Here is a 25,277-nt window from a genome sequence, read left to right as displayed (position 1 = left end):
AGGAAAATCCAAGAAGCCCCAAGAATGGGACTTCTTGGATTCAAAAAAACCTTTTCAATTGTTGGCTAAATTGATCTCCTTTTCAAGGTAAGACAACCTACCGAATTTGTCCATACCCTGTACTACCACTTTGAGTTTTTGTACCACATCATTGTTGAAAAACTCAATATCAGCACTGTTCCCATTCAGGGCCAATTTGGGATTCCAGTACAAGGTTGACCGGAAGTCCGGCGCAGGGGAGCTCTCCTTATCATATTGAGGCATATAAAACTCCCTTGCTAAGGAATAACCAGGAAACCTCAAATTGAAGACCCCTTCACCTACATTTCCAATCCCTGCTCCTCTCTTGGTGTACAGGGCAATCACACCGCTGCCACCTGATGCCCCGAAAATGGCCAAAGAAGATGCGTCCTTAAACACTTCAACCGAAGCCAGGTCCCTGGGACTGATGGAGGAGGCAAAACTTATATCAACAGGCACATTATCCAATAATATCAAAGGGGGACCACCGGCCTGAAGAGAACTTACCCCCCTTATGGTGATACTAGGCCTTCCCATGGGGTCCGGTATAACCCTAACTCCGGCAAATCTACCTTGAAGTAATTGGAAAATATCCCGAAAACCCTCAAATCCACTGATATCCTCCGGTCTAAGAGAGGCATCTCCCTTTCCGTACATTCTGACAATTTGCTCTTCTTTTGGATCAATTTTCTCAGATTTTAGCACAAACTCATCCAGCTTGATTTCCCTAACTTCTCCAAAGGCTGCTTCGGCAGCCCTCCTTTTCTCAGCCTGAAGCAGGTAATCTCGCATCACCGGTGAAATCTGAAAATTTCCCACTTTGGGTTTGAAGCCTTCCCATGAAATATACTTAGACAAAGGTGGGTCGAGCTCAAGGTTTACAAATTCCTTCAGCCTTTTATCAGAGGCTGAAATGGTAAGCAGGGTGGTATCCTGAAAATCCAGGTCATCGAGAATGAATTTTCCGTTTTCACCGAATTCCACAGCGAAGAATTCTTCTTCCTTACCTTTTGAAAAAACATTGAGTACCCCGCCCGAAAGACCTCTCCTTCCTCCATTTTTTGGACTGACAGTACCGGTGACATTGATACCCTGTTCGATAAAGTTTTTATTCTCCATTTTCCCTGACAAAACCTTTTCCCAGTTGAACCTCCTCCAGCCATGGGTCAGCATCACCAGGTCAATCCCTGCATCATCTCTGCTTTCACCGAAAAATTGCTTGGGGTTATGGATAAGGCCCTTCAACTCAGATTCCATCTTGAGATAGGAAATGATATGGGATTGGTTGATATATGGACTTTCGTTGGCATCTGTAATGGAAACAGAATAATTCCCTCCTTCAAATGCTTCCCCCTCCAACAACAGCTTCCATTTGTTTTTCCCTCTTGGCTGACTATTGACCTGATCTGCCTGCAGCTTTAAGGAAACTTCCTTTTCCACAGGGATAAAAATCAAACGCTCGGCCAAAGGTGTTCCTCCCGGCTCAAATATGGTCACCTGATTGATCCCTGCTGGAAGTTGGGATTTGTTGACCCTGGCACCGGTTACCCCATTTTGGAGATTGATCATCTGCATGTGCCCTATCCTTCCACGGGCATGCACGACCAAGAGGCCTTCGCCTGAAGGGGAAATCTCCGTGAAATTGTTGGCCTGCACCAGGATATTCACCAGGCTTTCCTTGGAGTTGTCGACTGCAAGGTTTACCCCTTTGGTCTTCACCTGACCAACGGATTTATTTAATTTCCCAGAATCAGTAAGCAATTCAGCAGTGATATTTTGTCCTGATTGGGGAGTAATATTAAATGCTGCCAGACCGGATTCATTGGTGCTGAATTCCACCTCTTGCGAACCCGACGCTACTTTACCCTGTAACCTTACCGGAGAACCATCTGGATATACCGCCCTGACTGCCACCTTATTGTTGAAACCTGCTATCAGGTCTCCTCCTTCAGGTAAAAACTGGACATCAATAGAGGAACTTGGAAAAGGCAGAACAAATTTTCGGGAAATGGCATAATCTTCATTTTCTACCTGCTTCAATTCAAGGGCAGTCACCTGATTCAATGAAGCTGTGGGAAGGTCAAAAGCAAGCTCATGCTGACCGTTTTGGTCCAAAATAAAAATGCCTTTCTGAATCGTCTTGTCCCTATTCATCAGTTCATAATGCACTGAATCACCCGCCAAGGGCCTCAAAGAATTATCCAAAGCAGAAATCTTGGCCAGGTAATTTACCTGATTGCCATTTTCTTTCTTTTCAAATGTCACGGAAGGCTGGAATTTCAGGTTGTAAGGATCCAAGACCTGAATACTTGTCTGAAATACCGCATCTTCCCCAAATCCCTTTAACCAGTAAGAATAAGCCTTGATATGATACAGCCCCTCCTGGGTAAAAAGATCCAGTTTTAATTCCCCATATCCATGACCCTCTTCCATCTTCACAGTCTTCTGCTGCATCAGGCGTCCCTCATTGTCAAGCAAATCCACATAAACCACCTTGCTGAGCGGAGAAGGGACATCTGGACTACCTGCGGTCATGTAAACAGAAAACCAAATGTTATCTCCAGCCGCATAGAGGTTTTTATCCAAGTGGAGAAAAACTTTTTCCTCGGGAATTTCATCCACATAAAATTCCATCATGGAGATGATTTTTTCTGTAAGTTCTGAGATACCCGGCTTTTTCTGAAAAGCAGTAAATAGATAAAGTGCCGGAATGAGTAAAAACGGAATGAGGTACTTGATTTTTTTCATAGAAAACAAATTTTACGACAATCAAACAATTCAAATAGCCTGAAGCTTTTGGACATACCAAAACCCCCGAGTAGTTATTCCAACGAAATATTTTATTCGGTGGTTTTGTTATTGGCAAATAAAACTAAAAAAATAAAATATTCAAAAACCGCTTACATAAATAACTTTACCGAGACCATGAGGATCAAATGAAATAAAAGCAAGGTAAACTAACCACCTAATCTATTGAAGCTGAGCTACCTCGTTCTTGTTGGCAAGCTGACCACAGGCTGCATCTATGTCCTGTCCCCGGGATTTCCTGACCTTGGCTACTATGCCATTTTCCTCCAAAATCCTGACATACATATCCACTGCCTCTTGGGAAGCCTGCCGGAATTCTCCCTCATCGATAGGATTATATTGTATAATATTCACTTTTGAAGGAATGATTTTACAGAATTTTGCCAAAGCTTTCGCGTGGCGCTCATCATCATTTACCCCGTCCCAGATCACATATTCATAGGTGACTTTTCTTTTGGTCTTTTGGTACCAATATTTTAAAGACTCAGCCAGATCTTCCAATGGATTGACCTCATTAATGGGCATCAATCTGCTCCTGGTTTCGTTGACCGCAGAATGCAGGGAAATGGCCAAGTTGAACTTTACTCCATCATCTGCCATCTTTCGGATCATTTTGGGAATACCTACCGTGGAAAGCGTGATCCTTCTTGGCGCCATTCCCAATCCTTCGGGAGAGGTAATTTTGTCAATGGCCTCGATGACATTGTTGTAATTGAGCAGGGGTTCGCCCATGCCCATAAAAACGATATTGGTCAAGGGACGGTTGAAATAGGTTTCTGCTTCCTCCTTGATGGCCACTACCTGATCATAAATTTCATCAGGGTTTAGGTTGCGCATTCTTTTCAACCTTGCCGTCGCACAGAAGTTACAGTCCAAGCTACAGCCAACCTGAGAAGAAACACAGGCAGTAATTCTTTTGGTGGTTGGGATCAGAACGGACTCTACAATCTTGTTGTCAAAAAGTTTGACGGCATTTTTAATGGTACCGTCGGTAGAATGCTGCATCAGGTCCACATGGATGTGGTTAATGGAGAAATTCGCTTTCAACATCTCCCTGGTCTCCTTGGAAATGTTGGTCATGTCATCAAAATTCTTAAGTGACTTGTTCCAAAGCCAGTCATAAACCTGCTTGGCTCGGAATTTTTTGTCTCCTTGGGCAACAAAAAACTCCTCCAATTGGGTCAGTGTGAATTTTCTGATGTCTTTTTTAGCGGTGTTTTCCATGTTGCAAAGGTAGCGGATTGCAAGTTTGGAAAATAAAAAAATCTGACAATTCGTAATGTTGCACGTACGGGTAAATAGAAGCTACAATTAATCTGTTGAACAATTTTTCTCCAAAGTACCTTCTGTTTAGTTTATAGACAAACTCATCCAGGTAATTCTGCAAATACTTCTCACTGACCATATGGTATATTCCCAATAGGTTCTTTTTAAGGTTGCTTATTGCCACATTTACCCAGTTTAAATCTCCTTCTGTGGAATCTGGAGATGATTTAACCTTAACATGTTCTTCTACAAGTCTTTCAAGATTGTAATAAGCAGTATTTTTATCGGTAAAAAGGACCGATTTTGGTGACACTGCATCAGCCACAAACTGCAATACAGATTCTTTGGTCACCTCCTGGAGTTCTCTCATTTTGAAGAACCCACAATGTCGGCTTTTTATACCCGAATCCGCATCCTCCAATGGAATGGATTCTGATGCCACTGCAACAACCGCATGGTTTTGGCTTCCCTTGCCGCGTTTGAGACGCTTTTGGACTTCATGTCGGGTTGCTTTTCTGACATAGGCTTCATCATATTCAACCATACCTTTGAGAAAATACAAATCATCTCTTTTCCCCATTACTGATCTTATCTTGTGCATGAGATTAAACGCAGTCTCATACCTTTTCAAACCCAATTGTCTTTGAAATTCAAGACAGGAAAACCCTTTTTTGGTAGCTGACATCAACAGAAAAGCGGCAAACCAGGTGTGTAAAGAAAGATTACTAGACTCCATGACTGTACCGGATTTAAGTGAAGATCTTCTTCTGCATTTGCTGCACTCAAAAAACTTCCTCCCACTGAACCAATAGTGCCTTGTCATAAATTTGCAGGTCTTACAATAGATGCCGGTCTTCTCCCGATAGGTTTTTAAGAAGCGCTCACAACTTTCCTCGTCCGGAAAATGATTGATAAATTCAAAGATGTTCATGGCTTTATGTATTTTTAACCAAGAAACATCAATAAAACAGACTCAGAAAATCATTGACACTAAATGACAAAGATTATTTTGCTACGTGCATGATTCCGAAGAGTCAGATAAAAAAATTAAAAATTGATGAATATGGATTTGAAAATGCTTGAAATTCAAAAAAACATCCCCTAAACAGGGTATTTTTCTACATTTAAACTGAATTTTTTGCGAAAAAGATTTGATAATAATCACTAGTGTCCGACTAAAGTTGGCCTTTAGTGAAAAACATTTGAATGGAATAAATATAAGTACTTTTTCTGATCAGAATGAAAAGTAAGCCCCTACGTTGGGAATAATGAGGTTTGACCTTGATTTTTGATGCTTTCTTTTAATTCTTTTTCGGGATCGTTGAGGAAGTTGATTAGATGGACATAGCTTACCATATGAAACCTGACTAAAGCTACCATATTTGAGAATGCCCACTTTCTTTTAATGTTCTTTCGGACAACCTCCATCAGGAGAAGAGAGATAAGCGAACACCAAATTTGTATTTCAATCGCATTCTGGTTGTCCCCTAGAAAATATTTGAGAGGGAAGTTTTGCTTCAGTTTTTTAAACAGAAGTTCAATTTGCCATCTGTACTTATAGATCCCTGCTATTGTAGCGGCTTCTTGGTCGAAACTGTTAGTCAAAAACACCATGACCTTGGATTTAGTATCATCCCAAAGTACCACTCTACGAAGTTTCAAAGTCTCTTTATTTCCGTTTGCGGTATATTCCAGCGTTATTGTTTCATCTTTAATAATTTCCTGGTCCTTATCATCTGGCAGATCAATGTCATCTATACTTTCATAAACAGCATTGTCTTTCATTCTTGTAATAAAATAGATACCTCTGTCACTCCATTGTGCATACTGCAGATAGTCTGTATATCCCTTGTCCATGACAATATAAGAGCCCTCGGGCACATTGAGATGTTTGAGGAAAGTATGATCGTGCCTGACTCCCTCTGTAAACCTTATCAGACAAGGCATAAGTTCTGCGGCATGTATCATCACATGGGCTTTAATGCCACCTTTACTCTTCCCGTCTTTTCTAGGCCTCCCTGCAACTTTGAGAATATCTTTAAAAAGGCTTATGACAGTGGAATCAACAATAAATAGCTTTTTGATCACCTCCATTTTAAGTCGGCTGTCCGGTAAAATATGACGGTGTTTTTCAAAAAGCCCCATGTAGATGTCTCTGAACACTGCACTAGGTCTTTTACTGTTCCCGTCAGATATGGTAGATCGTTTTGGAGAAGTCTTAATTCCAATATGGACCAGCTTATTTTGCCAGGCTAAAAGCCCCGTAGAGAGCTCCCTCAACGATGTTGCACCACTCAAAGAACAGAAAAGCATTGTCACCAAATGCTGCCAGGTGTCGAACTTCTTGTAGTATCTGTCTGATTGATGTTTGGATCTGACTTGAGACAAAACAGTTTTGTCAACAAAAGAAAGTACCTGTGAAAAAATCGGCTGTCCGAAGAAATGTGTATTTTTACCCATGTGTAATTTATGTTGTCGTAAACACAAAGTACACAAAACAGGGTAGGTTCAAGCAATTGAATCTACCCTTATTTTAAAATCGTTTCTCGGACACTAGTGGATAATAATAATAATAATATGTTAGAATTACCTAACTGGTTGGTTAGTAATCTTGGCCAGGATTTTTGTTTTATACTAAAAATTTTAGAAAATGAAAAAATTTATTTTAAGCATAGGGGTAATCGCTCTTAGCCTTGGAAGTATAATGCCTGCAAATGCAATTTGTAGAGATTCCCGAGGCAACATAATTATTGAGAATGGGATGACATATTCCAGAGACAACGGAGATGGATCCTGCTCAGGATGTAATATGACTTGTGGAAGGCCACTACCGCAATATTAATTGGGACTATGACACAAACTGTGTAAGTTGGTTTCACTACTTACGAAGTTAAAGTTAAACCTCGAAATTCTCTGTGTGATTTAGAAGAAATCGCACAGGGAATTTGAGGAACCCGCGGTAGGCGCCCCCCGGTCTGTGTGTGGACAATTTCTTACCTTTATAACACACAGATTACAAAAATGAAAAAAGAAGATCTCCTAAATGATGACTTCCTCAAGCAGTTCAGGACTGCCGGGGAGCTTAATTCCTTCCTTCAACAGCTTCAGAAAAGAGCCGTTGAGAAAATGCTTGAAGGCGAGCTGGATGCCCATCTTGGCTATGAAAAGCATCAGAATTCCGATAATCCCAATTCAAGGAACGGCTATTCCACCAAAACAATAAAAAACACATTTGGGGAAGCTGAAATCAGAGTCCCAAGAGACAGGGACGGCAGCTTTGAGCCTGCCCTTGTGCCCAAACGCAGAAGCATGGCGGAGGGCGTTGAAAACGTGATCATTTCCATGTATGCCAAGGGAATGTCAAACCAGGACATCGAAGAACAGATCCGGGAGCTTTATGACATCAATGTTTCCTCCTCCACCATCTCAAGGGTTACCGGTGCCGTAGCGGAGGATATTGTTGCATGGAGAAACAGGCCGCTTGACCCTGTATACCTGATCGTTTGGATGGATGGTATATCCTTCAAAGTCAGGGAGAACTCCAAAGTGGTCAACAAGACCGTTTATATTGCCGTTGGCCTCAGAACTAACGGCCTTAAAGAGATCCTAGGCCTTTGGCTTGGCAAGAATGAATCTTCGGCTTTCTGGATGGGGGTACTCACCGACCTGAAAGCCAGAGGGGTTGAAGATATTCTCATAACGGCAACTGACAACCTGAACGGGTTTACTGATACGATAAAAGCTTCATTCCCCCAATCAGTCACTCAGATATGTGTCGTCCACCAGATCAGAAACGCATGTAGATATGTCGCATGGAAAGACCGCAGGGCGTTTACAAGGGATATGAAGGAAATTTATACCGCCCCTACAAAAGATGCTGCTTGGGCTGCCCTGAACGATTTTGCCAAAAAATGGGAATCCAAATACGCTTATGCCATCAAAAGCTGGAGGGACAACTGGGATGAACTCACCGTTTTCTTCGATTACCCGGCTGAAATCCGTAAAATCATCTATACCACCAACCTGATTGAAAATCTCAATGGAAAGATCAGAAAATACACCAAAAACAAGCTCTCTTTCCCGACAGATGATGCCGTAATGAAGTCTGTTTTCCTGGCTGCAAGAGAAGCATCGAAAAAATGGACTATGCCTATCAGAGACTGGGGAGCTATTCTTAACAGTTTCCTGCTTATATTTGGTGATAGGGTCAGGCTTCTTGATACCTGACAATAAAACCATAATTTGAAGTTTACACACTTATCGGGATAGTGTCTATTAATTATTCTTAAAGGGAACGGGAGATCCCGTTCCTTTTTCACTTTTACAATAATATTGATGAAATCAACAATTTCCCTATTCCTCGGATTTATAATTTTCTCATGTTCACCTTTAGCAAGTGAAGAAAAAACAAATTCTAATTTATTTAAAATTTCAGAAATAAACCTTTCCTTAGATGATTCTACAGCTCTTGACTTTATAAGGACCTCCTATTTATTTGAGAACGATACTGAATTTTTGTACCATCAAAATGAATTCAAAAAGTCAATTCAGGTTTATAATTTAGACTTAGAGATTTTAGAAAAAGAAATCAAATACCCATCTACCCCTCCCTTGGGAATAAAAACGGCTCAAGGAATTCTTGTGATCAATTCAGATTCCGTATTCATATTCCCAACACTCACTGTTCGTGGATCTCTTTTGATTAACAATAGTGGAGAAGTTTTGAATCGGTATATGCCGCCCCGTTATAAAAGCATTGAAGAATCTTTGGTTAACCACATTTCTTTTGGTTCCATGCCTACTATTTTGAGTAAAGGAAAATTAAGGTTTATCCAGCTCCCAATGTTTGATTTGAGTAATCCTGCAAATATCAGTGATGAATTTAAATTTGAAGTATCCTATGACATCGAAGCCAATACTTTGGAATTTGTAGAAGAATCAGGATTCCCATCTTTTTACCAAGACAAAATATGGCCAGGGAGTGATTTGCAGGTTTCAAGAATTGAGGATGACTTTGAAAGGGTAATTTATTCGTGGAAATATTTAGACTCTTTAAGTTATTTTTTAGATGGTCAAGAATTCAAAGTTTTTGGTGGAAGCAAATATAAGAATTCTGAAATCAAGCCTTTCACTATGGTTCCAGAACCGGAAAAAGAGGACATAGCATGGGTCGAAAATTCCAAATACTATGGTATCTATTTCGATCCATACCGAAAACTTTATTACAGAACTTTCCAATTCCCTGGGGTTTATGACAAAAATATCATATTGAAAGAAATCGATGCAAAAAAACAATTTAGTGTGATCGTCTTGGATAAGGATTTTAAAATAATTAAAGAAGTCGTATTTCCAGGAGGGATTTATAATGTCTATAGGGCATTTGTAGGTAAGAAGGGATTCTATCTTCCAAAGAACAATATTTTGAACCCAGAACTTCAAGAAAACTATTTATCCATAGACGTATTTGATTTTACTCAAGATGAAGAGAATTAGTATTTTATTGTTTATCATATTGCTCGGATGCAAACCAATAGAGAGTGATTTTGAAAAATACGGATCAATAATTGGATTTGACACTGATGCACCTACTCTGATTATCAGTCTTGAAAATTGTCAATATTGTTTTTCAGTATTTAAGGAATCCTTGCAAGAACTTGAAGGCAAAAAAATCAATGTTATCATTGTATCATCACAGGAGAAGAAAGCAAATTTACTGGCGAAGGTTGATGGCAAGTCTATTTTCATTGACCAAAAAAAGGAAGGTTTAAAGTTAGGATTGATAGAATCTTTACCTGTACTTTTCCTTTCGGGGCAAGAAAAACAAGTCATAGAAACTCCTGATGAACTTGTTGATTTAATTCAGAAACATGTCCAATAGCCTCAAATTCATCTCCTTAATTCTTTTTTTTCCTGTGTTTCAAAAAAAAAGGAACTATACAATCATGAATTTCAAATTGAATTTTCCCCCTTTGCTACTGTCAGAGATGTGGCTATCAGTGAATATGAAGTTTTCATTTTGACCAATAAGCATGAATTGCTTTCCTATACATTTGATGGAAATAAAACCTTGGATACAGTTATCCTCCAACCTAAGCTTTATCCTGATAAGAGTGTGGAATATTATCCAGATAATGCTTTCAGATCATTGTTTTATTATGACAACTCCTGCTATTTTCTGGGACAAAACCCAAGTGACTTATATAGGTTTGATCTTAGAACTAAAAAGATCAGCAAAAAAAGAGTGAACCTCGACGAAGCCGGACTACATTACATTCTTCATTCAGAAGCACAAGAAGCTATCATTCGGGTCAATAATATTATGGTCACAGAAGATGATTTAATACTTTATCGCCTGGATTTAAATTCAATGAAACCAAAAAAAATAATGAAAAAATCATTAGGGTATAGTCAGGAAGGAAGCTATTTGTATCATAAGGACAATATCCTTCGAATTTTGAACCCTTTACAAAACGGGTATCTTGAAGTCTCTAAGTCCGGTAAACTTTCAAAAACAAAGGAATATTTTCTTGATTCATTATTGGATAAAACCAAACCCAAGCGGGTAATGGAACTGAGTGAGTTTTATGGTATGGCACTGTGGGAGAGAAATCAATACCAATTAGATTTGATTCTTTCAGCTATTTCAGTCGATCAAGAAACAGATTACTTTTTGATCAAAAAACTGAATAGAACCTCCCCAACAGAAAAAGACTTCAAGATACTAATGATTAAGAAATACCAGGATAATATAGAAATTAAAGAATTAAAGGATTATGTGTTTTGTAAATTTGACCAGAACACCAAAACTTTTTGTGGAATCACCTTGGATTCCAAAATTGTGGTTACTTCGGATTTGGATAAAATTATAGACAACTAAAGCCGTCTTATTGAAGATTTAATTACATTAAGACTTACAGCCCCGCATGAAGGGGATCACATGCAATGATTCTTTTTTATAATAGGGACCAGAATAAAAATAGCTTAAAATTGATGGCAACAATCCTTTTCCCGTAAAAATACTTTTTCGACCCGTAATCAATTTATTTTCAGATAATTAATCAGAAAAGAGTATTTTTAAAAATATGGAAACCATCAACAACCTTCTACAAAGAATGACCAAAGAGTCTTCTCATTGGGAAAGCTCAGGCGACCGAAGACATGTGTTTTTACAGTGCTATACCCTGATGAGCCGAAATATGTATGTCTCCATTGAAGAAAAGCACTTTTCAGATCCTTTATGGGTAAGCACTTTGTTGGTCAGGTTCTCAGACTATTATTTCGAGGCACTCGATCTCTATCAATCTGAACATCCTCATGTGCCCTCCGTATGGAAGCAGGCGCATGATGCCAGCAAAAATCCTGAACCCCATGTCCTGCAAAACCTACTTTTGGGCGTCAATGCCCATATCAATTATGATCTTCCCTTGACACTTTATGATTGCATGGAACAAGAATGGATCAGCGCTGATCCAGATAAAAGAACGAAGCGGAAAAATGACCATGAACTGGTCAATCAGGTTATTGCCAACTCTATAGATGCGGTTCAGGACAATATCATCAAACCACTTTCGCCAAGTTTGGCATTTTTGGACAAATTGATGGGACGTATGGACGAATGGCTGCTTTCAAAAATGATCGTCTCCTGGAGAAGTGATGTCTGGAATGTTTCCCAGCTCCTTTTGGAAGCAAAATCACCCGATGTAAGGGAAGAAATCAGGCAAAGACAGGAGCTACAGGTCCTCAAAAGGGGAGAGCAGTTGTTCAACCTATTTTAAAACAGACAAAACTTTCAAATTGCTGAGCAAGAAATCTAATATCAATGAAGATGGCTACCGATCATATTAGCTGGTTTTAAGGTTTGCCACTACAAAAGATCTTTTGATTTTTTTATACCAAGTTCTTTTCCATTGCCACCAGAATATTCCTGATTTCTACGATACTATCCCATTCCCTATCTTTCTCTCCATGCTCAATACCGACATAACCATGATACCCATGAGAAAGCACAATCTTCATCATCCTTTCATAATCCAAAGGGGATTCATTGCCATAGTCATCAAAGGCTGTGGGTTTAAGACTCACCCCTTTTGCCAATGGCATCAATTCATCTACTCCTCGGTAAGAATCATAGGAAACATCCTTGGTCTCATCCTTAAAAATCCTGAAATTTCCAAAATCAGGAAGACTGCCTGCCCTTGGATGCGCTGTTTGCTTCAACATACCCACTAACCACTTGGCATCGCTGGAATAGCCACCATGGTTCTCAATGAGGATATTGATATCAAAATCATCCGCAAACTCACAAAGTGATCGCATACCCTCGGCACATAGTTTCATCGCTTCCGTGGCCATTTGAGGATCTGTAGACCAAGGGATTTCAGTATAAGCATTGATCCTGATGGAATGACAACCCAAGAATTGGGCAGCCTCCACCCACTTTTTATGATTTTCAACAGTCTGTTGGCGATCAGCCGCTGACTTGGCACCCAAAGTCCCTTCTCTGTCACACATGATCAATACCTGATCAATCCCTTCATTCTGACAACGGGTATTCATCTCCCGCAGGTAATTTTTATCCATAGCCTTGTACATGAAAAACTGATTGACATACTCGACAGCATGGATTCCATGCTTTTTGGTCATTAATGGAAAATCCAGATGATCCATCTGACCTGAAAAAAGCAATCGGTTGACAGACCATTCTGCCAAGGATATTTTGAATAAAGGATCTTGATTGGTCATGGAAAAAGCGATTTGGGGCATTCCTATTGCCATGGCTGCCAAACCGGCTTTTTTTAGAAATTCTCTTCTTTGGGGATGATGGGCTTGTTTCATGATTTGGGTAAGTGGGTGTTTGGGTTACTGTTGTAGGGTAGAAAAATACCCATACAGCAGATGGATTACAAAATTTTGGAAAATGTTTTTCACTAAATTTACCCAAAGACCAAAATCCAGTCAAAAATGTCATTTAAAAAAATAAGCCTTTCGCTGCTGTATTTTCTCAAAAGTAACATTTCAAAAGGGCTACTTTGGATTGGACTGAAATCCAAACTGATCGATAAAATAATGATTGTACCCTATAAAGGTTTTGGAAACGAAACTGAAATCTATTTTGTAGGACGGGTGCTCAAAGACAGGGGAATAGAAAACTCCAATCCGGAAGACAGTACATGGAAAAATTTCAAAAAAATGTACAAGCGATTTATGTCCTGGGAAATCCCCGGGGTTAAAATCAAGGCCATTTTTCAGCATCTCGAGCAAACGGTGACTACCGATGAGGAAGGCTACTTCAGCATACATTTAAAATCATCCGAGCCTTTTTTATTAGATGGTCCCTGGCAGGAGGTAAAATTGGAATTGCAGGATTATTTGGTAAAAAATCAAAAGGAAGTGCTGGCAGTCAACAAGGTCTTCATCCCCTTTAAAAACGTGGAGTACGGTATAATTTCTGACATCGATGATACCATTGTGCCTACAGGAGCCACCAGGCTTTTCACCATGCTGAAGACCACTTTTCTGGGCAATGCCCATACCCGGTTGCCTTTTCCAGGGGTAGCAGGATTTTACAGGGCATTGGCCAAAGGCAATGATGGCATTGAAAGCAATCCTTTCTTTTATGTCTCCAGTTCTCCCTGGAACCTGTATGACTTTCTGATGGAGTTTCTGGAAGTCCATGAAATCCCGAAAGGACCATTGATGCTCAGAGACCTGGGGCTGTCCAGGGAACAATTTATTGCCGGCAGTCATTGGGAACACAAGCTCAGGCAGGTGGAAAAAATATTTGAAATCGAGCGGCATCTTCCATTTATTCTGATTGGAGATTCAGGTCAGCATGACCCTGAAATTTACCTTCAGGTAGTCAAGGATTTCCCGGGAAGGGTAAAAATGATCTATATCAGGGACATTAAATCCTCAGGACATGCAAAGTTGGCTGCAATCGAAAAGGAGTTGAAAGATTTCGGAGTGCCCATGCTTTTAATCAAAAGCAGCCACGAGGCCGCAGCACATGCAGCAGCCCAGGGATGGATTCCTGAAGCTGCCATCAGTTCAATTCAACAGGCTGCAGAGGCCTACTGATACCGGTTTTCAATCCAAATAAAAGTCTTATCCATGTCCACCTTTTGATTGCTGATTCATAGATCATCATGGACAAACAAAAGGTACATGAATCGATAACAAAATTGTAGCCCCTATATTAGAAAGGATAGGGTTGCCTCATGAGCATCATGACTTTTGCCAATACGCCGATCCTTTTTTTCCATTCCATCCTATATGCTATTTTTCACAACAGGTACCTGACCTGAAAATATTTTTTAAATTACATGAATGAAAGCAACAAACCAATTGCCAAAGATAGAAGGAATTATAGTCCCTACAGTGACCCCTTTATTAGCCTCAGGAAAACTGGACCTAACCTAAAGAGAACTGAAACCTTAACGCGACATCTGATAGACGGGGGATACATGGCATTTTATTCTCCTAGATGCCCTGCCATGGTAGGGATTATTTTTGGTTTAATGGTTATATCCTGGATCAGTCTCAGTGACTTTTTCCCAAACATCCACTTACCTCAGCTACATAAAAATTTGGCCATTGTCCTGGGAACAATGGCCATAATGTCAATGGGATTTTTTGCAGGATCCTTAATGAGTACTAAAAGTACTCGATCTTAATGACTTTGATAATTCAGGGGGCTTTCCGGAAAGGAGTCGATAATGCGTCCATTTTCATCCACTGAAATCAGGCTGAACTGCTGTCCCTCCAAGGTCAATAAGGTAAATGCCCTGACAGATTGCGCTTTTTTAAGATACCAGGTACTTGCCACATCATGAATTGGCCTTTCTGCAACACCCCAAGAACCGTCACCCACATAAATCACTCCGGATTGGTCCTTTTGTAAGTTGCGGATAGGATATGTCCTTTTGTAGGCATGGTCATGGTTTTCAAAGGCTATCCTGACCCCGTTTTTCTCAAATAGTGGCACCCAATGTTCCCTGACCAAAGTCTGGGTCATGTCCTCATATTTTCTCACGGAGGGGAATCCAGGAACATGATATACCGGAATACGGTGTAAAACATGAGACCTTTCTTCCAACGTTTTTGCCAGCCATTGGGTCTGTACACCGGGAATGGGATTGGAATGCTCTGTATCCAAGATGATCAAACTGAGGTAATCCCCAAAGTCAAGCACATTGTATCCTGGTTGTCCCGGGAAAGCAAATAGACCATAAAAATAGGGGGCTATCCTTTTTCTAAAGGAATTGGTTTGTTCGTATCCTGGATTCCTGCTGTAGTATCCCCCCACGACCTCGTGGTTGCCAATGGCCACCAAACAGGGAAGAATACGCCTGTCCGCAGTGATTAAGGTATTGGAATAGCTTTCAAACCAATCATAAATACGCTGAATATTATCTGCCAGCCCATTTTCATAAGCCATATCTCCCCCTATGATGACGAAGTCGGGCTCAAAGAAAGACACGACCCTGTTGGTCTTTTCAAACCATTCTTTGCGGTGCATCGCATCCCCACCTATCGCTATTTTCAGTGACTTTTCATTGAGATTGGAAGGCATCGTTGTAAAATAGTACACTTCATCCAAACCTGGAAAACGGATTTCATAAGCAGTATCGGGCCTCAAATTCAATAAGGAAACCCGGTGTACCACCCTTTGGGAGAAGGGAAATGGGAGAACATCACTTTCCATTTGGCTCCAATTCTCTGTCCCTTTCCTTCTAATACTTAGCTGCTGTGGCTGCAAACCATCTGCATGCCAGTCCACCACCATTGAGGTAGTTGGGTCTTGATTCCAGGTCAGGTAAAAGGCATAAGGGGCGTTTTGTGCCTGGATTTTGCCTGTAACTAACAAAAGGAAGAGTACCAAAGTACTCAGGATAAGTTTTTTCATAGCGTGATTTTCAATTGGTATTTAATGCCGTTAAGTTAAGGAATGTGATTAAATAGATTTGTAATTCATTGAGTATTTCAGTTTAGCTCTGAATTTCCGCTTGAATACCTGGTTTCTTTTTGAATATTCTATTTTGGAAGCGATTTTCTTTACATATTTCTGGATAATCTGCTCCAATTCACCAATTAAATCTCTGATTTTAAGAATCAGGGATTTTGTTTTTGACAATGCATAAGTTTTATTGATTATCAAGGTCCTTGCTGACTTTGATGTCCGTCCTGTTTTGGTTTTTGGCTCCACATCATAGCAAAGAATATTGCAGAGTGATATGATCAGGGTCTTAGCATAGAAGTCCTGCTGGACCGCCCATGCTGTTTTGCCGGAAAAATCAGATACTTCAAGTCTTGATTTGATCAGTTTATATGCTTCTTCTATTCCCCATCTCTGTTTGTACAGGTTTATTAGAGAGGAGGCTGTATATTTTTTCCTGTCCAACAGCGAAGTCGCATATATTGAAATCTTACCCTTCTTATTCTTTTTCTTGATCAGTCTTACGGTCATGGTTTGGGATAACGAGGGATACTTTTCAAGCAGCCATCTGTATTTTGGAGGGAGTATTAATGTATATTCCGCATCAGAGGAACTACTTCGGGAAAAATCTTCGACACATTTCCACCAATTGTCTTTCATCCTGAAAAGAAAGTCGGCCCCTTTTCCTTTCAATTCGAAAAAAAGTCTCAGTGATGCATAATACCTGTCGCACACAAGAAGATCCCCTTCTTTAATATGTCCAAGATGGGCATGACATAGGGTGGCTTCCGAAGTGGTGTAGCTTTCCATACCGGCATCCAGTACAAGGCCGTTGTAAACATCATACAGGTAAGATATCCTGCTCATGTAATGTCCCGCATCCGCATTGGGCCCAAAACCATGATAGCTGAACTTCTCTGACATGGAGGGATGATCCGGGAGTTCAAGTGTTGAACCATCAACAGAAAGCACCCTATGCCCCTTCCATTTCTTGAACTTTGCATGTTGGTAAAAAAGACTGCAGATCAAACCGTTAAGCTTTTTAAAAACTGTATAGCACAGTTTTTTCCTGGCCTGGGTAAATGCACTTTTAGTGGGCGATAAGGAAGATTCCCCAAAAAACTCTTCAAGGCAGATATTAAGTCCTTTGTTGCTCTTTGACAAAATAAAAAGCACAAGAACTTCAAAGGAAAAGAAACGGTCACGAAGAAAATCTTTCACCGAAGTCCTACTTTCGATGATAAATTTTTCATAACTTAGTTTTAACTTGAATTCATTTACAATTAAAGTTTTAAGGCTTCCAGCACTCCCTGCTTTCGGAAGCCTTATTTTATACCTCTAATATAATGAATTTCAGTTAATTAACCACTAACTAAACGGCATTAAATTGGTATTATCTAAATACTTCGAACAATACAGCAGATGTATAAGTCATTTTAACTCCGAATCAGGAAATAGGGTTCGCTTTCATCCAGAGGAATTACCGTCAATGAATAATGGGTCTTAAACTTTAGGCTTTAAACCTTTAAACCCTCGCTTTTTCCTACCATCACTGACACAATACTCAGGCTTTCATCCTCTCTTTAAGCGCCAAATAGACCCCATTAGTCCAGCCAAAGCCATCCTGAACTGGGTACTCTCCTCCTCCTGCCTCCAAACTCAGGTCCTCGACATTGTATTTTTCCATCATTTTGCCTGTTTTTTGATAGACCTTTTCATTCAGAGCTGTCCATCTTTTGGCCAGTTCTAAAGCCAAATCCCTTCTGCCATAATTCCAGAATGCTTCAAAGCCAATCCACTGCAGCGGTGCCCAACCATTAGGTGCATCCCATTGCTGTCCTGAGTGAAAATTAGTAGTGACAAGCCCTCCGGGTTTGAGAAAATGCTTTTCTACATATTTGATCACATTTCCGGCCTGATGTGCATCTGCAGTTCCTGCCCATAAAGGGAATAACATGGCAAGAGAGGGACGGTCCACAAATTCCTTGAATTTGATATGGAAATCGAGATAAATCCCCCTTTCTTCATCCCAACAGTACCGGTTGATCCCTTCTATCCTGTTTCTCCTGTTTTTTTCAAGATTAGCAGCCAATTTCTCATTTCCTGACAACTTATTGGCATAGATTAAAATCCGTTCAGTCTCGGAAAGCAGTACATTCAAATCCACAGGAATGATGGCGGTCGTCTGTATAGTTCTAAGATCCATGGGGTCATAGCACCACCTAGAACTGAAATCCCAGCCGGACTCACAGGCTGCCCTGAGGTTTCTGTAAACCTTGAATGGAAAACGGGTGGTTCTCTGTGCCAAATGGATATCCTCCTGAAATGACTCCGGACGGGGTGTATCCTCATCATCAAAATACCTGTTCAAAAAAGCATCCTCATCCAATCTGACCACCCTCTTGTATCTTTTCCCAGGAAGGTACAATTCTGTATCTCCCTCTACCCAAAAAAGGTATTCCATCAGCATTTCCGGGATATATTGTTCCAATATCCCTTCATCCTGCTTCACCTCTGCAAGCAGTTCCACCATCTTGGCAAAGAACGGGGGCTGCGACCGGGAAAGAAAATAAGTCCTGTTCCCATTGGGGATATGGCCTACCGTATTGATCAAATGGGCAAAGTTGGCCACCATGGACTCGATAAGCTCAACTTTTCCTGATACTTTTAGTCCCAGCATCGTGAAATAACTGTCCCAATAATAAATCTCCCTAAACCTTCCTCCCGGTACTATGTAGGGATGTGGTAAAGGCAGAAGGCTAGAATCCGGTATCTCCGGATCGGGATCCCTCCTGAGCAGCTCCCATTGTAGGTGCAGCCGCTCTTCCAAGGGTAAATTTTGGGGAATATCAATGGGCTTGGGATCAGGAGGAAGGTGAAAATTAGCTTTTACAAATTCCAACAGATCAAAAGTCTTTGATTTGGATTCCTCATAAAAATCCAGCAAAATATCCTTGGCGGGTCTTTTTGGAATACAGTCCACAAATGTTTTGGAGTCCGGGAAAATCCCGCTCATTTGTACGGCGTCAAAAAGTTCCCAATACAGTTCTTCCGGTGGGGTAAATTGATGTAAACTCATGATATTTTAACCTGTCTGTTTAACAATACCAAAACCAAGCAGAGCAGGGCTATGGGCAACAAAGAGAAATAGAAGGCATTGGTCCCTCCATAAGCTTCAAAGATATGGCCTGTCATAATGGATCCTGTGGTACCTCCTAATGCCGAAAACACCACAATCAGTCCGGACATGGAACTTTGCATGTATTTTGGCAAAGCACTCAAGACTACCGAATTGATGGTAGGGTAAATCGGCGCCAGGAAAACCCCCAAAATAGGGAACAAATACACGACAAAAGGAGCATTGAACCAAGTAATTGTCTCTGAAGCATCCGGTAAATTGGAAGTCAACGGCAAAGTCAAAACAACACAAACCCCCACCATCAGTGTGCATATCAAAGTAAAGGCAAGCCAGTGCAACCGCTTCAGAATAATGCCCGCCAGCAGTCTACCTACGGCCAATGCACCCGCCAAGACGGCACCAGCCTGGATCCCCATGCTCGCAGGAACTTTCAGGACATCCTGATAAAAAGAAGGTGTCCAGGTCATAAAGCTTTGCTCTATCAGAACAAAGAGAAAAGCAGAAGCCGCAAAAACCAGTACCAGGGGTTTGATTACCAATTTTAGCATTTCCAGAAAATCATCCAGAGCATGGGTGTTTTCTCTTTTGGACTCTGATTCGTTAATCTTGGCCATAAACAACAAGAAGGCCGCGGCCAAGCTCATGGCTCCCAAATACCAGTAAACATTCAACCATTTCCTAGAAGTAGGGTCTGCATCATTGACAAACAATGAAAAGAAAACATTCCAGAGAAGCACTCCTACCATAAAAAAACCTTCAATGGTACTCATCAGGCTGCTGTGCTCTTTGGTATTGGAAGTCACCAGCCCGATCATCGCAAACACGGATACCTTGATGACTGCAAACGAAATCCCCACTGCCGCAAACAGCATCTTGAAATACCAGAATTGGTCAGCCGTCAGGGGCATGATAAAACAGATGGCCGCAACCAAAAAAAGTACTGCCAACATTCCCCTTTTTAGACCGATCTTGGGCAATAGGGAGGCAACGATAAAGGAAAAAATAGCAATCGGAAGGTCCTTGAAACCTTCCAGTACCGACGCTTCTGCTTTGCTTACATCAAAGGTACGCTGCACCTGTAAGATTACGGCGCCCACCGAATTCAACAAAACGGCAAAAACCATGTAATTGACAATCAAAAAAAGCCTGATCAATGCTCTTGAAGTCATTGGAGGAAGGAATTAAAGGTTTTGAAAAAGGTAATCTTATCCAATTTGGCCAATTATTTAAAAAATGCCAAATCCAATCAGTTTATTGCCTCTTTTAAAAGCTGAGGATAATCTGTCACTATTATGCCTGGCTTTCTTTTTTCAAGGAATTCCCTGTAAACCCTTTGATCTTCTTGGGCATGTTCATCAATGTTGCCCAAAACATCTGTAATGATAGGAAGACCAAGCTGCCTTGCCCTTCCGAAGAGTTCTAATGGAGCACCTTTATTTAGGTAAACTGCCAATTGATAGGGGTCAGCGCTTTTACATAAGTATTCATCAAATTCATCCTCTGAATTGATCAGCACGGATACCAGAAACTTCTTGTCCAAACCAATGGCTTCTATCGCCCTTTCCAACTCAAAAGTCAACAAAACCACCCTGTCCAGCATGTTTTTTTCGGAGACCAAATTGATTACTTTTTCCAACACTGCGCTTTTTACATCCAGCATCAAATAAATCCCAAGCTCTCTGGAGATGTCCAAAAAAGATTCAAAGCGGGGCAAGGTCTCCTGGGTATTTTTTAATCGTAATTGATCCAAGTCCCTGCTATCCCAATCCGAAATGTTTCCCTCATCATCCGTAGTCCTTCCCAAAGTCCTATCATGCAAAAGATATAACACGCCATCTCTGCTTTCCATGACATCAATTTCCAACATATGGAAACCCGCTTCTATAGCCAACTTTAGGCCGGTCAGGCTATTTTCAGGGATTTCGGGATGCAGAGCAGCTCTATGGATAAAAATCAGCGTCTGCTCTTGAGCAAGCAAAGACCTCAGGCTCTGCGCAGCTACAGGTAACTGAAAAAGACCAAGAAGCAACAAGAAGCAAAGTTTTTTAATCATTTTTTCGCCAGTAAATACCAACCTCTGGGGTCCACTTCAATGGGACCTTCACTCTTTACCAGGATGGGCTTGGAGGAAAGGACATGACGCTCATATCCATGGGAGGTCTTGAATTCAACTGGAAGATCGAATGAAATGTTCGGAACACTTACTTGATAGCCTTTTTTTCCTTTTTTCTTCACTTTCACATCCGGAAGACGTACAGTCTTTAGGTAAAGATCAAAAAAGCCCTGTAGGTCAATACCGGTATAATCCTGAACAAAACCGGTAAAATCGCTGGTCACAACAAGATTTTCATAGGTGAACCTTTCATCGGAGACAAAGGCTTTCAGCATGGGAAAAAACAGTTCATCCCCAATGTAGTACCGCAGGGAATGAATGATAAATGCCCCTTTGGTATAAATCTCGGGATGGTAGGCAAAATCTGAGTTGGAGTTTCTTGGGGATACCACCGGACGGAGGTTCCTGATATTTGTTTTTACAGAGGCTACTTTTTCATGATAAGCCTCTTCTCCTCCATGCTTCAGGTAAAAAAGCCAGTCTCCATAAGCGGTAAGGCCTTCATGAATCCAGAAATCAGCCCAGTCTTTGACAGAGATTTTGTTGCCAAACCATTCATGACCCAATTCATGATGTAGAAGCCAGTCAAAGGTCACGTTCCCTATTTTTTCAAATTGGAAATTATTCCCATAGGCATTGATGGTCTGATGCTCCATGCCCAGGTAAGGAGTTTCCACCACTGCGATTTTGTCATCAGGAAAAGGATAAGGCCCAAAATAAAATTCCAGCGTGGAAGCTGAGGTTCTTAAAACTTCGAGTAATTCCAGCGCTTTTCCACGATTCTGCTGTAGTACCCAGACATGCATCGGGATTTCTTTACCATCTTCACTTTTAAAAAGCGTGGCTTCTTGATGAAAAACACCCAAGGTAAAATTGATGTTGTAATTATTTATGGGATACCGGGTGCTCCAGTGATAAGCTATTTTTCCATTTTGCTCCTTGGTACTGAGCAGCCTGCCATTAGAAGCCACAAAATAGGGTTGAGGGGCCGTAAATATTAAATCAACACCATTCAAAGGCTCACTTGAAGGATGGTCCAGACAGGGCATAAATATTTTAGCTCCCTCATTTTGGGAAGATAATCCCATCCAATGGTTGCCCAGTTCATCCATTTCCCAGGTAAACCCTCCTGTCCAGGGCGGTCTGATGGCAATGGGCGTTTTTCCCCCATAGTAAATCTCCACTTCCTCACAGGTACAATCAATCGGATAAATATCCAAAATGTCGCCATGATGGTCAAAAGCAATTTCTTCCCCGTTCATGAGTACTTTCAGAACCTTATATTCCTCTATGAGATTAAGCCTTAGGGTATCCAGCTTCTCTTCAGCCTGAAAAGTGATTTTGTTCTTCCCATGTATTTCCTGCTTTTCGGGCAAGAGTTCCAGTTCCAATTGGTAATGCATGACCTGGAATTTTTGCTGCAATGGATCAATTGGTCCTCCCCAGGTCCAGTTTTTTTGGATTTGGGCAAAGCCCTCTATGGAGGCGAGAAATGTCAGGAAGAGGATGAGTATTCTTTTCATTGTACCGGAAATCAAGCTAAAACTTTGAAAATATAAGCAATTCCAGCCTACTTGCAGAAAAGTCTAAGGCATTTTTCGGCAATGAAAAACCCGGTATTTCTCCCCTACTTTGGTGCAGATCAAAAAATCATTTCCCCCATCTTTGAGTTTGAATTTATTTTTGATCTCTTCAGGAGAAAGAGCAAAATTCCTGGCAATGACGTTTATCTGACCTTTAGGAAATAGCGTTTTAAGTTCTTTTTTGGGCTGATGCAATTCCTTGATTACTTCAAAAACCCTGCCCGGAATCCCTTCAGAATAACTGTCCGAAGTGTAGAGGTGACTGTTGGGATGCAATTTTTCCAAGCCATATAGCTGTCCAAAATACTTGAAAGCTCCTGCCTTTAAAATACCGGCAATGGGTTCAATAATATAAGACTTAACCTCTGAAAAGTCGCTCTCCGCAGTGGCCTCTTTTTCAAAAGAAAAATCAAATTCCTGTCTTCCTTCCGGCCTTAGGTCCACACAATGAATGGTTATTTCTTCAGCTTTTTTGTCTTTTTCCCATAGCAACAAGACTTCCTTTACCTCATTTTTGACAGAAACCACCCAAACTTGTTGGATGTCGGGCAATTCCTGCAAGGACTGCTTGATGTCCATCATGGGGGAAGCTTTTACCAACACCGATCGCGCTTTGGATTGCAGGAGTGGCCAATGGCTAACGGTATCCGGCTCACAGTCCGAAAGTTTGTAAAGCTTTTGATTTTGTTCTCCCCTTCGGGCGGGATCTACATAAATGAGGTCAAAATTCTCGGGGGTTCCTGCAAGAAATTCAATCCCGTCACCTTGATTAATTTTAAACTTATTTTCCCCCAACACCTCCATATTGTATCGGAATATCTCAGCAAGATCTGCGTTCTGCTCACAATAGGTCGCCTCTTTAAAATTCCTTGCAAGATAATAAGTATCTACCCCAAAACCTCCTGTCAGGTCGATCATGCTTTTACCCTGTACCAACTCAGATTTGAATTGGGCAGTGTCTTCAGAGGAGGACTGCTCCACGGAAAGACCGGGAGGAAAAAAAAGGTCAAAATTATGCGACCAGTTGGGCAATTTTTTTTGGGCTTTGCGCCTGGCCTCCATTTGGTGAATGGCAAGTTTTAAGTCAAAACTGACTTTGTCCCGAAGCCGCATAAAAAGCAGTGCAGGATCCCATTCCAGTTGATCCTGCACAAATTGTTTGACTTCTTCGGTATAAATTCTCGGGATATTCAATTTATCTTTTTTTGGTCATCGGGAATTTTACCAATAATTTATGATGATTTGGAGCCAATATCTTTAAATAACTTGTCCGCTGAGGAAGATCAAACATCCATGAATATCGGTTTGCTACAATACTTTAGCTAAATTGATACTTTGCCCAGTTACGGGCATCAGGGTTTTGATATCCAGACTTGAAAAAAGCCAAGAAAAGACAATTACACCAAACTGTGCTCTACGAGATATTCCGCAATCTGCACGGCATTGGTAGCGGCACCTTTTCTAAGGTTATCTGCCACTATCCACATATTTAAGGTATTGGGCTGAGATTCATCCCTTCTCAACCTGCCTACAAAAACCTCATCTCTTTTGTGTGCAGTAAGCGGCATTGGATAAACATTGTTGGCCGGATCATCCTGCAAGACCACCCCTGGGGTTTCAGATAGGATCTTTCTGACCTCATCCAGATCGAAGTCCTGTTTGAATTCCACGTTTACGGATTCAGAATGTCCCCCGATGGTAGGTACCCTAACTGTTGTGGCTGTCACCTGAATGCTGTCATCCCCAAAAATCTTTTTGGTTTCGTTGATCATTTTCATCTCCTCTTTGGTGTAGCCATTAGGCTGGAATACATCTATATGGGGAAGGATATTCAAATCAATTTTATGCGGATATACCATGTCGGCAGGCTGCCCTGCTCTTTCTGCCATCATCTGGTCAACGGCCGCTTTGCCTGTACCGGTAACAGATTGATAGGTAGAAACCACGATTCTTTTAATACCGTATCTATCACGCAGTTTGTTCAAAGCAATTACCATCTGTATGGTGGAGCAGTTGGGATTTGCTATGATCCTGTCGTCAATTCTGAGTTCTTTGGCGTTGATTTCGGGAACAACCAGTTTTTTGGTAGGATCCATTCTCCAGGCGGAAGAGTTATCGATGACGATGGTACCTACCTCCGCAAATTTTGGCGCCCACTCCAAAGAAGTACTTCCTCCAGCGGAAAAAATAGCGATGTCCGGCTTCTCAGAAACAGCCTGTTTCAATCCCATCACCGTATATTCCTTACCCTTGAAAGTCATCTTCTTTCCGGCAGACCTTTCACTTGCTACCAAGAGTAATTCATCAAATGGGAAATTGTGCTCATCCAGCACTTCGAGGATTTCTGAGCCTACCAATCCGGTAGCTCCTACAACGGCTAGTTTCATTTTTACTGATTTTTTAGAATTGAAC

Annotated in this window: 18 protein-coding genes and 1 pseudogene; 6 read left to right on the top strand and 13 right to left on the bottom strand. The window is 41.1% G+C overall.

What is annotated here, in order from left to right:
• Positions 1–54: 54 nt before the first annotated feature.
• The 4 genes and pseudogenes from BC751_RS07245 to BC751_RS07230 form a co-directional block, all read right to left on the bottom strand.
• A complete protein-coding gene (locus tag BC751_RS07245; protein WP_130274957.1) occupies positions 55–2,769 on the bottom strand; it encodes a TonB-dependent receptor plug domain-containing protein in 2,715 nt (904 codons plus the stop codon).
• Positions 2,770–2,991: 222 nt separating this feature from the next.
• A complete protein-coding gene (gene rlmN, locus BC751_RS07240; protein WP_130274956.1) occupies positions 2,992–4,053 on the bottom strand; it encodes a dual-specificity RNA methyltransferase RlmN in 1,062 nt (353 codons plus the stop codon).
• A 49-nt stretch (positions 4,054–4,102) separates the two neighbouring features.
• A pseudogene (locus BC751_RS07235) lies at positions 4,103–5,026 on the bottom strand (IS1595 family transposase); the annotation flags it as partial.
• 323 nt (positions 5,027–5,349) lie between these two features.
• Entirely contained in the window at positions 5,350–6,555 is a 1,206-nt protein-coding gene (locus tag BC751_RS07230; RefSeq protein WP_130274955.1) for an IS4 family transposase, read from the bottom strand.
• 561 nt (positions 6,556–7,116) lie between these two features.
• Between BC751_RS07230 and BC751_RS07225 the strand changes: the two genes are divergently transcribed.
• The 5 genes from BC751_RS07225 to BC751_RS07205 all read left to right on the top strand — a co-directional run bounded on the left by BC751_RS07225 (position 7,117) and on the right by BC751_RS07205 (position 11,870).
• On the top strand, positions 7,117–8,322 hold the full coding sequence (locus BC751_RS07225; RefSeq protein WP_130274032.1) for an IS256 family transposase: 1,206 nt from the start codon (positions 7,117–7,119) through the stop codon (positions 8,320–8,322).
• Between the two features lie 108 nt (positions 8,323–8,430).
• A complete protein-coding gene (locus tag BC751_RS07220) occupies positions 8,431–9,588 on the top strand; it encodes a DUF4221 family protein (RefSeq protein WP_130274954.1) in 1,158 nt (385 codons plus the stop codon).
• Positions 9,575–9,973 (top strand): hypothetical protein, encoded by a 399-nt coding sequence (locus BC751_RS07215; RefSeq protein ID WP_130274953.1) that lies wholly within the window; start codon positions 9,575–9,577, stop codon positions 9,971–9,973. Before BC751_RS07220 ends, BC751_RS07215 begins: the two co-directional genes overlap by 14 nt.
• 108 nt (positions 9,974–10,081) lie before the next feature.
• Positions 10,082–10,972 (top strand): hypothetical protein, encoded by an 891-nt coding sequence (locus BC751_RS07210; protein ID WP_130274952.1) that lies wholly within the window; start codon positions 10,082–10,084, stop codon positions 10,970–10,972.
• Positions 10,973–11,177: 205 nt separating this feature from the next.
• The gene (locus BC751_RS07205) at positions 11,178–11,870 is read left to right on the top strand and encodes a DUF5995 family protein (RefSeq protein WP_130274951.1); all 693 of its coding nucleotides are present in this window, start codon (positions 11,178–11,180) and stop codon (positions 11,868–11,870) included.
• A gap of 112 nt (positions 11,871–11,982) precedes the next feature.
• Here BC751_RS07205 and BC751_RS07200 read toward each other — a convergent pair whose 3' ends face one another.
• A complete protein-coding gene (locus BC751_RS07200) occupies positions 11,983–12,930 on the bottom strand; it encodes a sugar phosphate isomerase/epimerase family protein (protein ID WP_130274950.1) in 948 nt (315 codons plus the stop codon).
• 126 nt (positions 12,931–13,056) lie between these two features.
• Between BC751_RS07200 and BC751_RS07195 the strand changes: the two genes are divergently transcribed.
• Positions 13,057–14,172: an App1 family protein gene (locus BC751_RS07195; protein ID WP_130274949.1), complete on the top strand. Its 1,116-nt coding sequence runs from the start codon at positions 13,057–13,059 to the stop codon at positions 14,170–14,172.
• A gap of 592 nt (positions 14,173–14,764) precedes the next feature.
• Here the strand turns inward: BC751_RS07195 and BC751_RS07190 are convergent.
• The 8 genes from BC751_RS07190 to BC751_RS07155 all read right to left on the bottom strand — a co-directional run bounded on the left by BC751_RS07190 (position 14,765) and on the right by BC751_RS07155 (position 25,252).
• A complete protein-coding gene (locus BC751_RS07190; protein WP_130274948.1) occupies positions 14,765–16,000 on the bottom strand; it encodes a purple acid phosphatase family protein in 1,236 nt (411 codons plus the stop codon).
• Positions 16,001–16,048: 48 nt separating this feature from the next.
• Positions 16,049–17,251: an IS4 family transposase gene (locus tag BC751_RS07185; protein ID WP_165389808.1), complete on the bottom strand. Its 1,203-nt coding sequence runs from the start codon at positions 17,249–17,251 to the stop codon at positions 16,049–16,051.
• A 343-nt stretch (positions 17,252–17,594) separates the two neighbouring features.
• Positions 17,595–19,109 (bottom strand): alpha,alpha-trehalase TreF, encoded by a 1,515-nt coding sequence (treF, locus tag BC751_RS07180; RefSeq protein ID WP_130274947.1) that lies wholly within the window; start codon positions 19,107–19,109, stop codon positions 17,595–17,597.
• Complete coding sequence (locus tag BC751_RS07175) at positions 19,106–20,338, bottom strand: MFS transporter (protein ID WP_130274946.1); 1,233 nt, start codon at positions 20,336–20,338, stop codon at positions 19,106–19,108. The genes treF and BC751_RS07175 overlap by 4 nt, the downstream gene beginning before the upstream one ends.
• Before the next feature lie 77 nt (positions 20,339–20,415).
• Positions 20,416–21,222: a glycerophosphodiester phosphodiesterase family protein gene (locus tag BC751_RS07170; protein WP_130274945.1), complete on the bottom strand. Its 807-nt coding sequence runs from the start codon at positions 21,220–21,222 to the stop codon at positions 20,416–20,418.
• Positions 21,219–22,805: a M1 family metallopeptidase gene (locus BC751_RS07165; protein WP_130274944.1), complete on the bottom strand. Its 1,587-nt coding sequence runs from the start codon at positions 22,803–22,805 to the stop codon at positions 21,219–21,221. The genes BC751_RS07170 and BC751_RS07165 overlap by 4 nt, the downstream gene beginning before the upstream one ends.
• 63 nt (positions 22,806–22,868) lie before the next feature.
• On the bottom strand, positions 22,869–24,059 hold the full coding sequence (locus BC751_RS07160; RefSeq protein ID WP_130274943.1) for a class I SAM-dependent methyltransferase: 1,191 nt from the start codon (positions 24,057–24,059) through the stop codon (positions 22,869–22,871).
• Between the two features lie 203 nt (positions 24,060–24,262).
• Entirely contained in the window at positions 24,263–25,252 is a 990-nt protein-coding gene (locus BC751_RS07155) for an aspartate-semialdehyde dehydrogenase (protein ID WP_130274942.1), read from the bottom strand.
• Positions 25,253–25,277 lie beyond the last annotated feature (25 nt).

The sequence above is a fragment of the Cecembia calidifontis genome (genome assembly GCF_004216715.1).
Lineage (GTDB): Bacteria > Bacteroidota > Bacteroidia > Cytophagales > Cyclobacteriaceae > Cecembia_A > Cecembia_A calidifontis.
This window is presented reverse-complemented; position numbering and strand designations above follow the sequence as displayed.

Excerpts from the sequence above, each read along its gene's own strand:
- BC751_RS07245 (WP_130274957.1), bottom strand. The coding sequence starts at position 2,769 with ATGAAAAAAATCAAGTACCTCATTCCGTTTTTACTCATTCCGGCACTT.
- rlmN (WP_130274956.1), bottom strand. The coding sequence starts at position 4,053 with ATGGAAAACACCGCTAAAAAAGACATCAGAAAATTCACACTGACCCAA.
- BC751_RS07230 (WP_130274955.1), bottom strand. The coding sequence starts at position 6,555 with ATGGGTAAAAATACACATTTCTTCGGACAGCCGATTTTTTCACAGGTA.
- BC751_RS07225 (WP_130274032.1), top strand. The coding sequence starts at position 7,117 with ATGAAAAAAGAAGATCTCCTAAATGATGACTTCCTCAAGCAGTTCAGG.
- BC751_RS07220 (WP_130274954.1), top strand. The coding sequence starts at position 8,431 with ATGAAATCAACAATTTCCCTATTCCTCGGATTTATAATTTTCTCATGT.
- BC751_RS07215 (WP_130274953.1), top strand. The coding sequence starts at position 9,575 with ATGAAGAGAATTAGTATTTTATTGTTTATCATATTGCTCGGATGCAAA.
- BC751_RS07205 (WP_130274951.1), top strand. The coding sequence starts at position 11,178 with ATGGAAACCATCAACAACCTTCTACAAAGAATGACCAAAGAGTCTTCT.
- BC751_RS07200 (WP_130274950.1), bottom strand. The coding sequence starts at position 12,930 with ATGAAACAAGCCCATCATCCCCAAAGAAGAGAATTTCTAAAAAAAGCC.
- BC751_RS07195 (WP_130274949.1), top strand. The coding sequence starts at position 13,057 with ATGTCATTTAAAAAAATAAGCCTTTCGCTGCTGTATTTTCTCAAAAGT.
- BC751_RS07190 (WP_130274948.1), bottom strand. The coding sequence starts at position 16,000 with ATGAAAAAACTTATCCTGAGTACTTTGGTACTCTTCCTTTTGTTAGTT.
- treF (WP_130274947.1), bottom strand. The coding sequence starts at position 19,109 with ATGAGTTTACATCAATTTACCCCACCGGAAGAACTGTATTGGGAACTT.
- BC751_RS07175 (WP_130274946.1), bottom strand. The coding sequence starts at position 20,338 with ATGACTTCAAGAGCATTGATCAGGCTTTTTTTGATTGTCAATTACATG.
- BC751_RS07170 (WP_130274945.1), bottom strand. The coding sequence starts at position 21,222 with ATGATTAAAAAACTTTGCTTCTTGTTGCTTCTTGGTCTTTTTCAGTTA.
- BC751_RS07165 (WP_130274944.1), bottom strand. The coding sequence starts at position 22,805 with ATGAAAAGAATACTCATCCTCTTCCTGACATTTCTCGCCTCCATAGAG.
- BC751_RS07155 (WP_130274942.1), bottom strand. The coding sequence starts at position 25,252 with ATGAAACTAGCCGTTGTAGGAGCTACCGGATTGGTAGGCTCAGAAATC.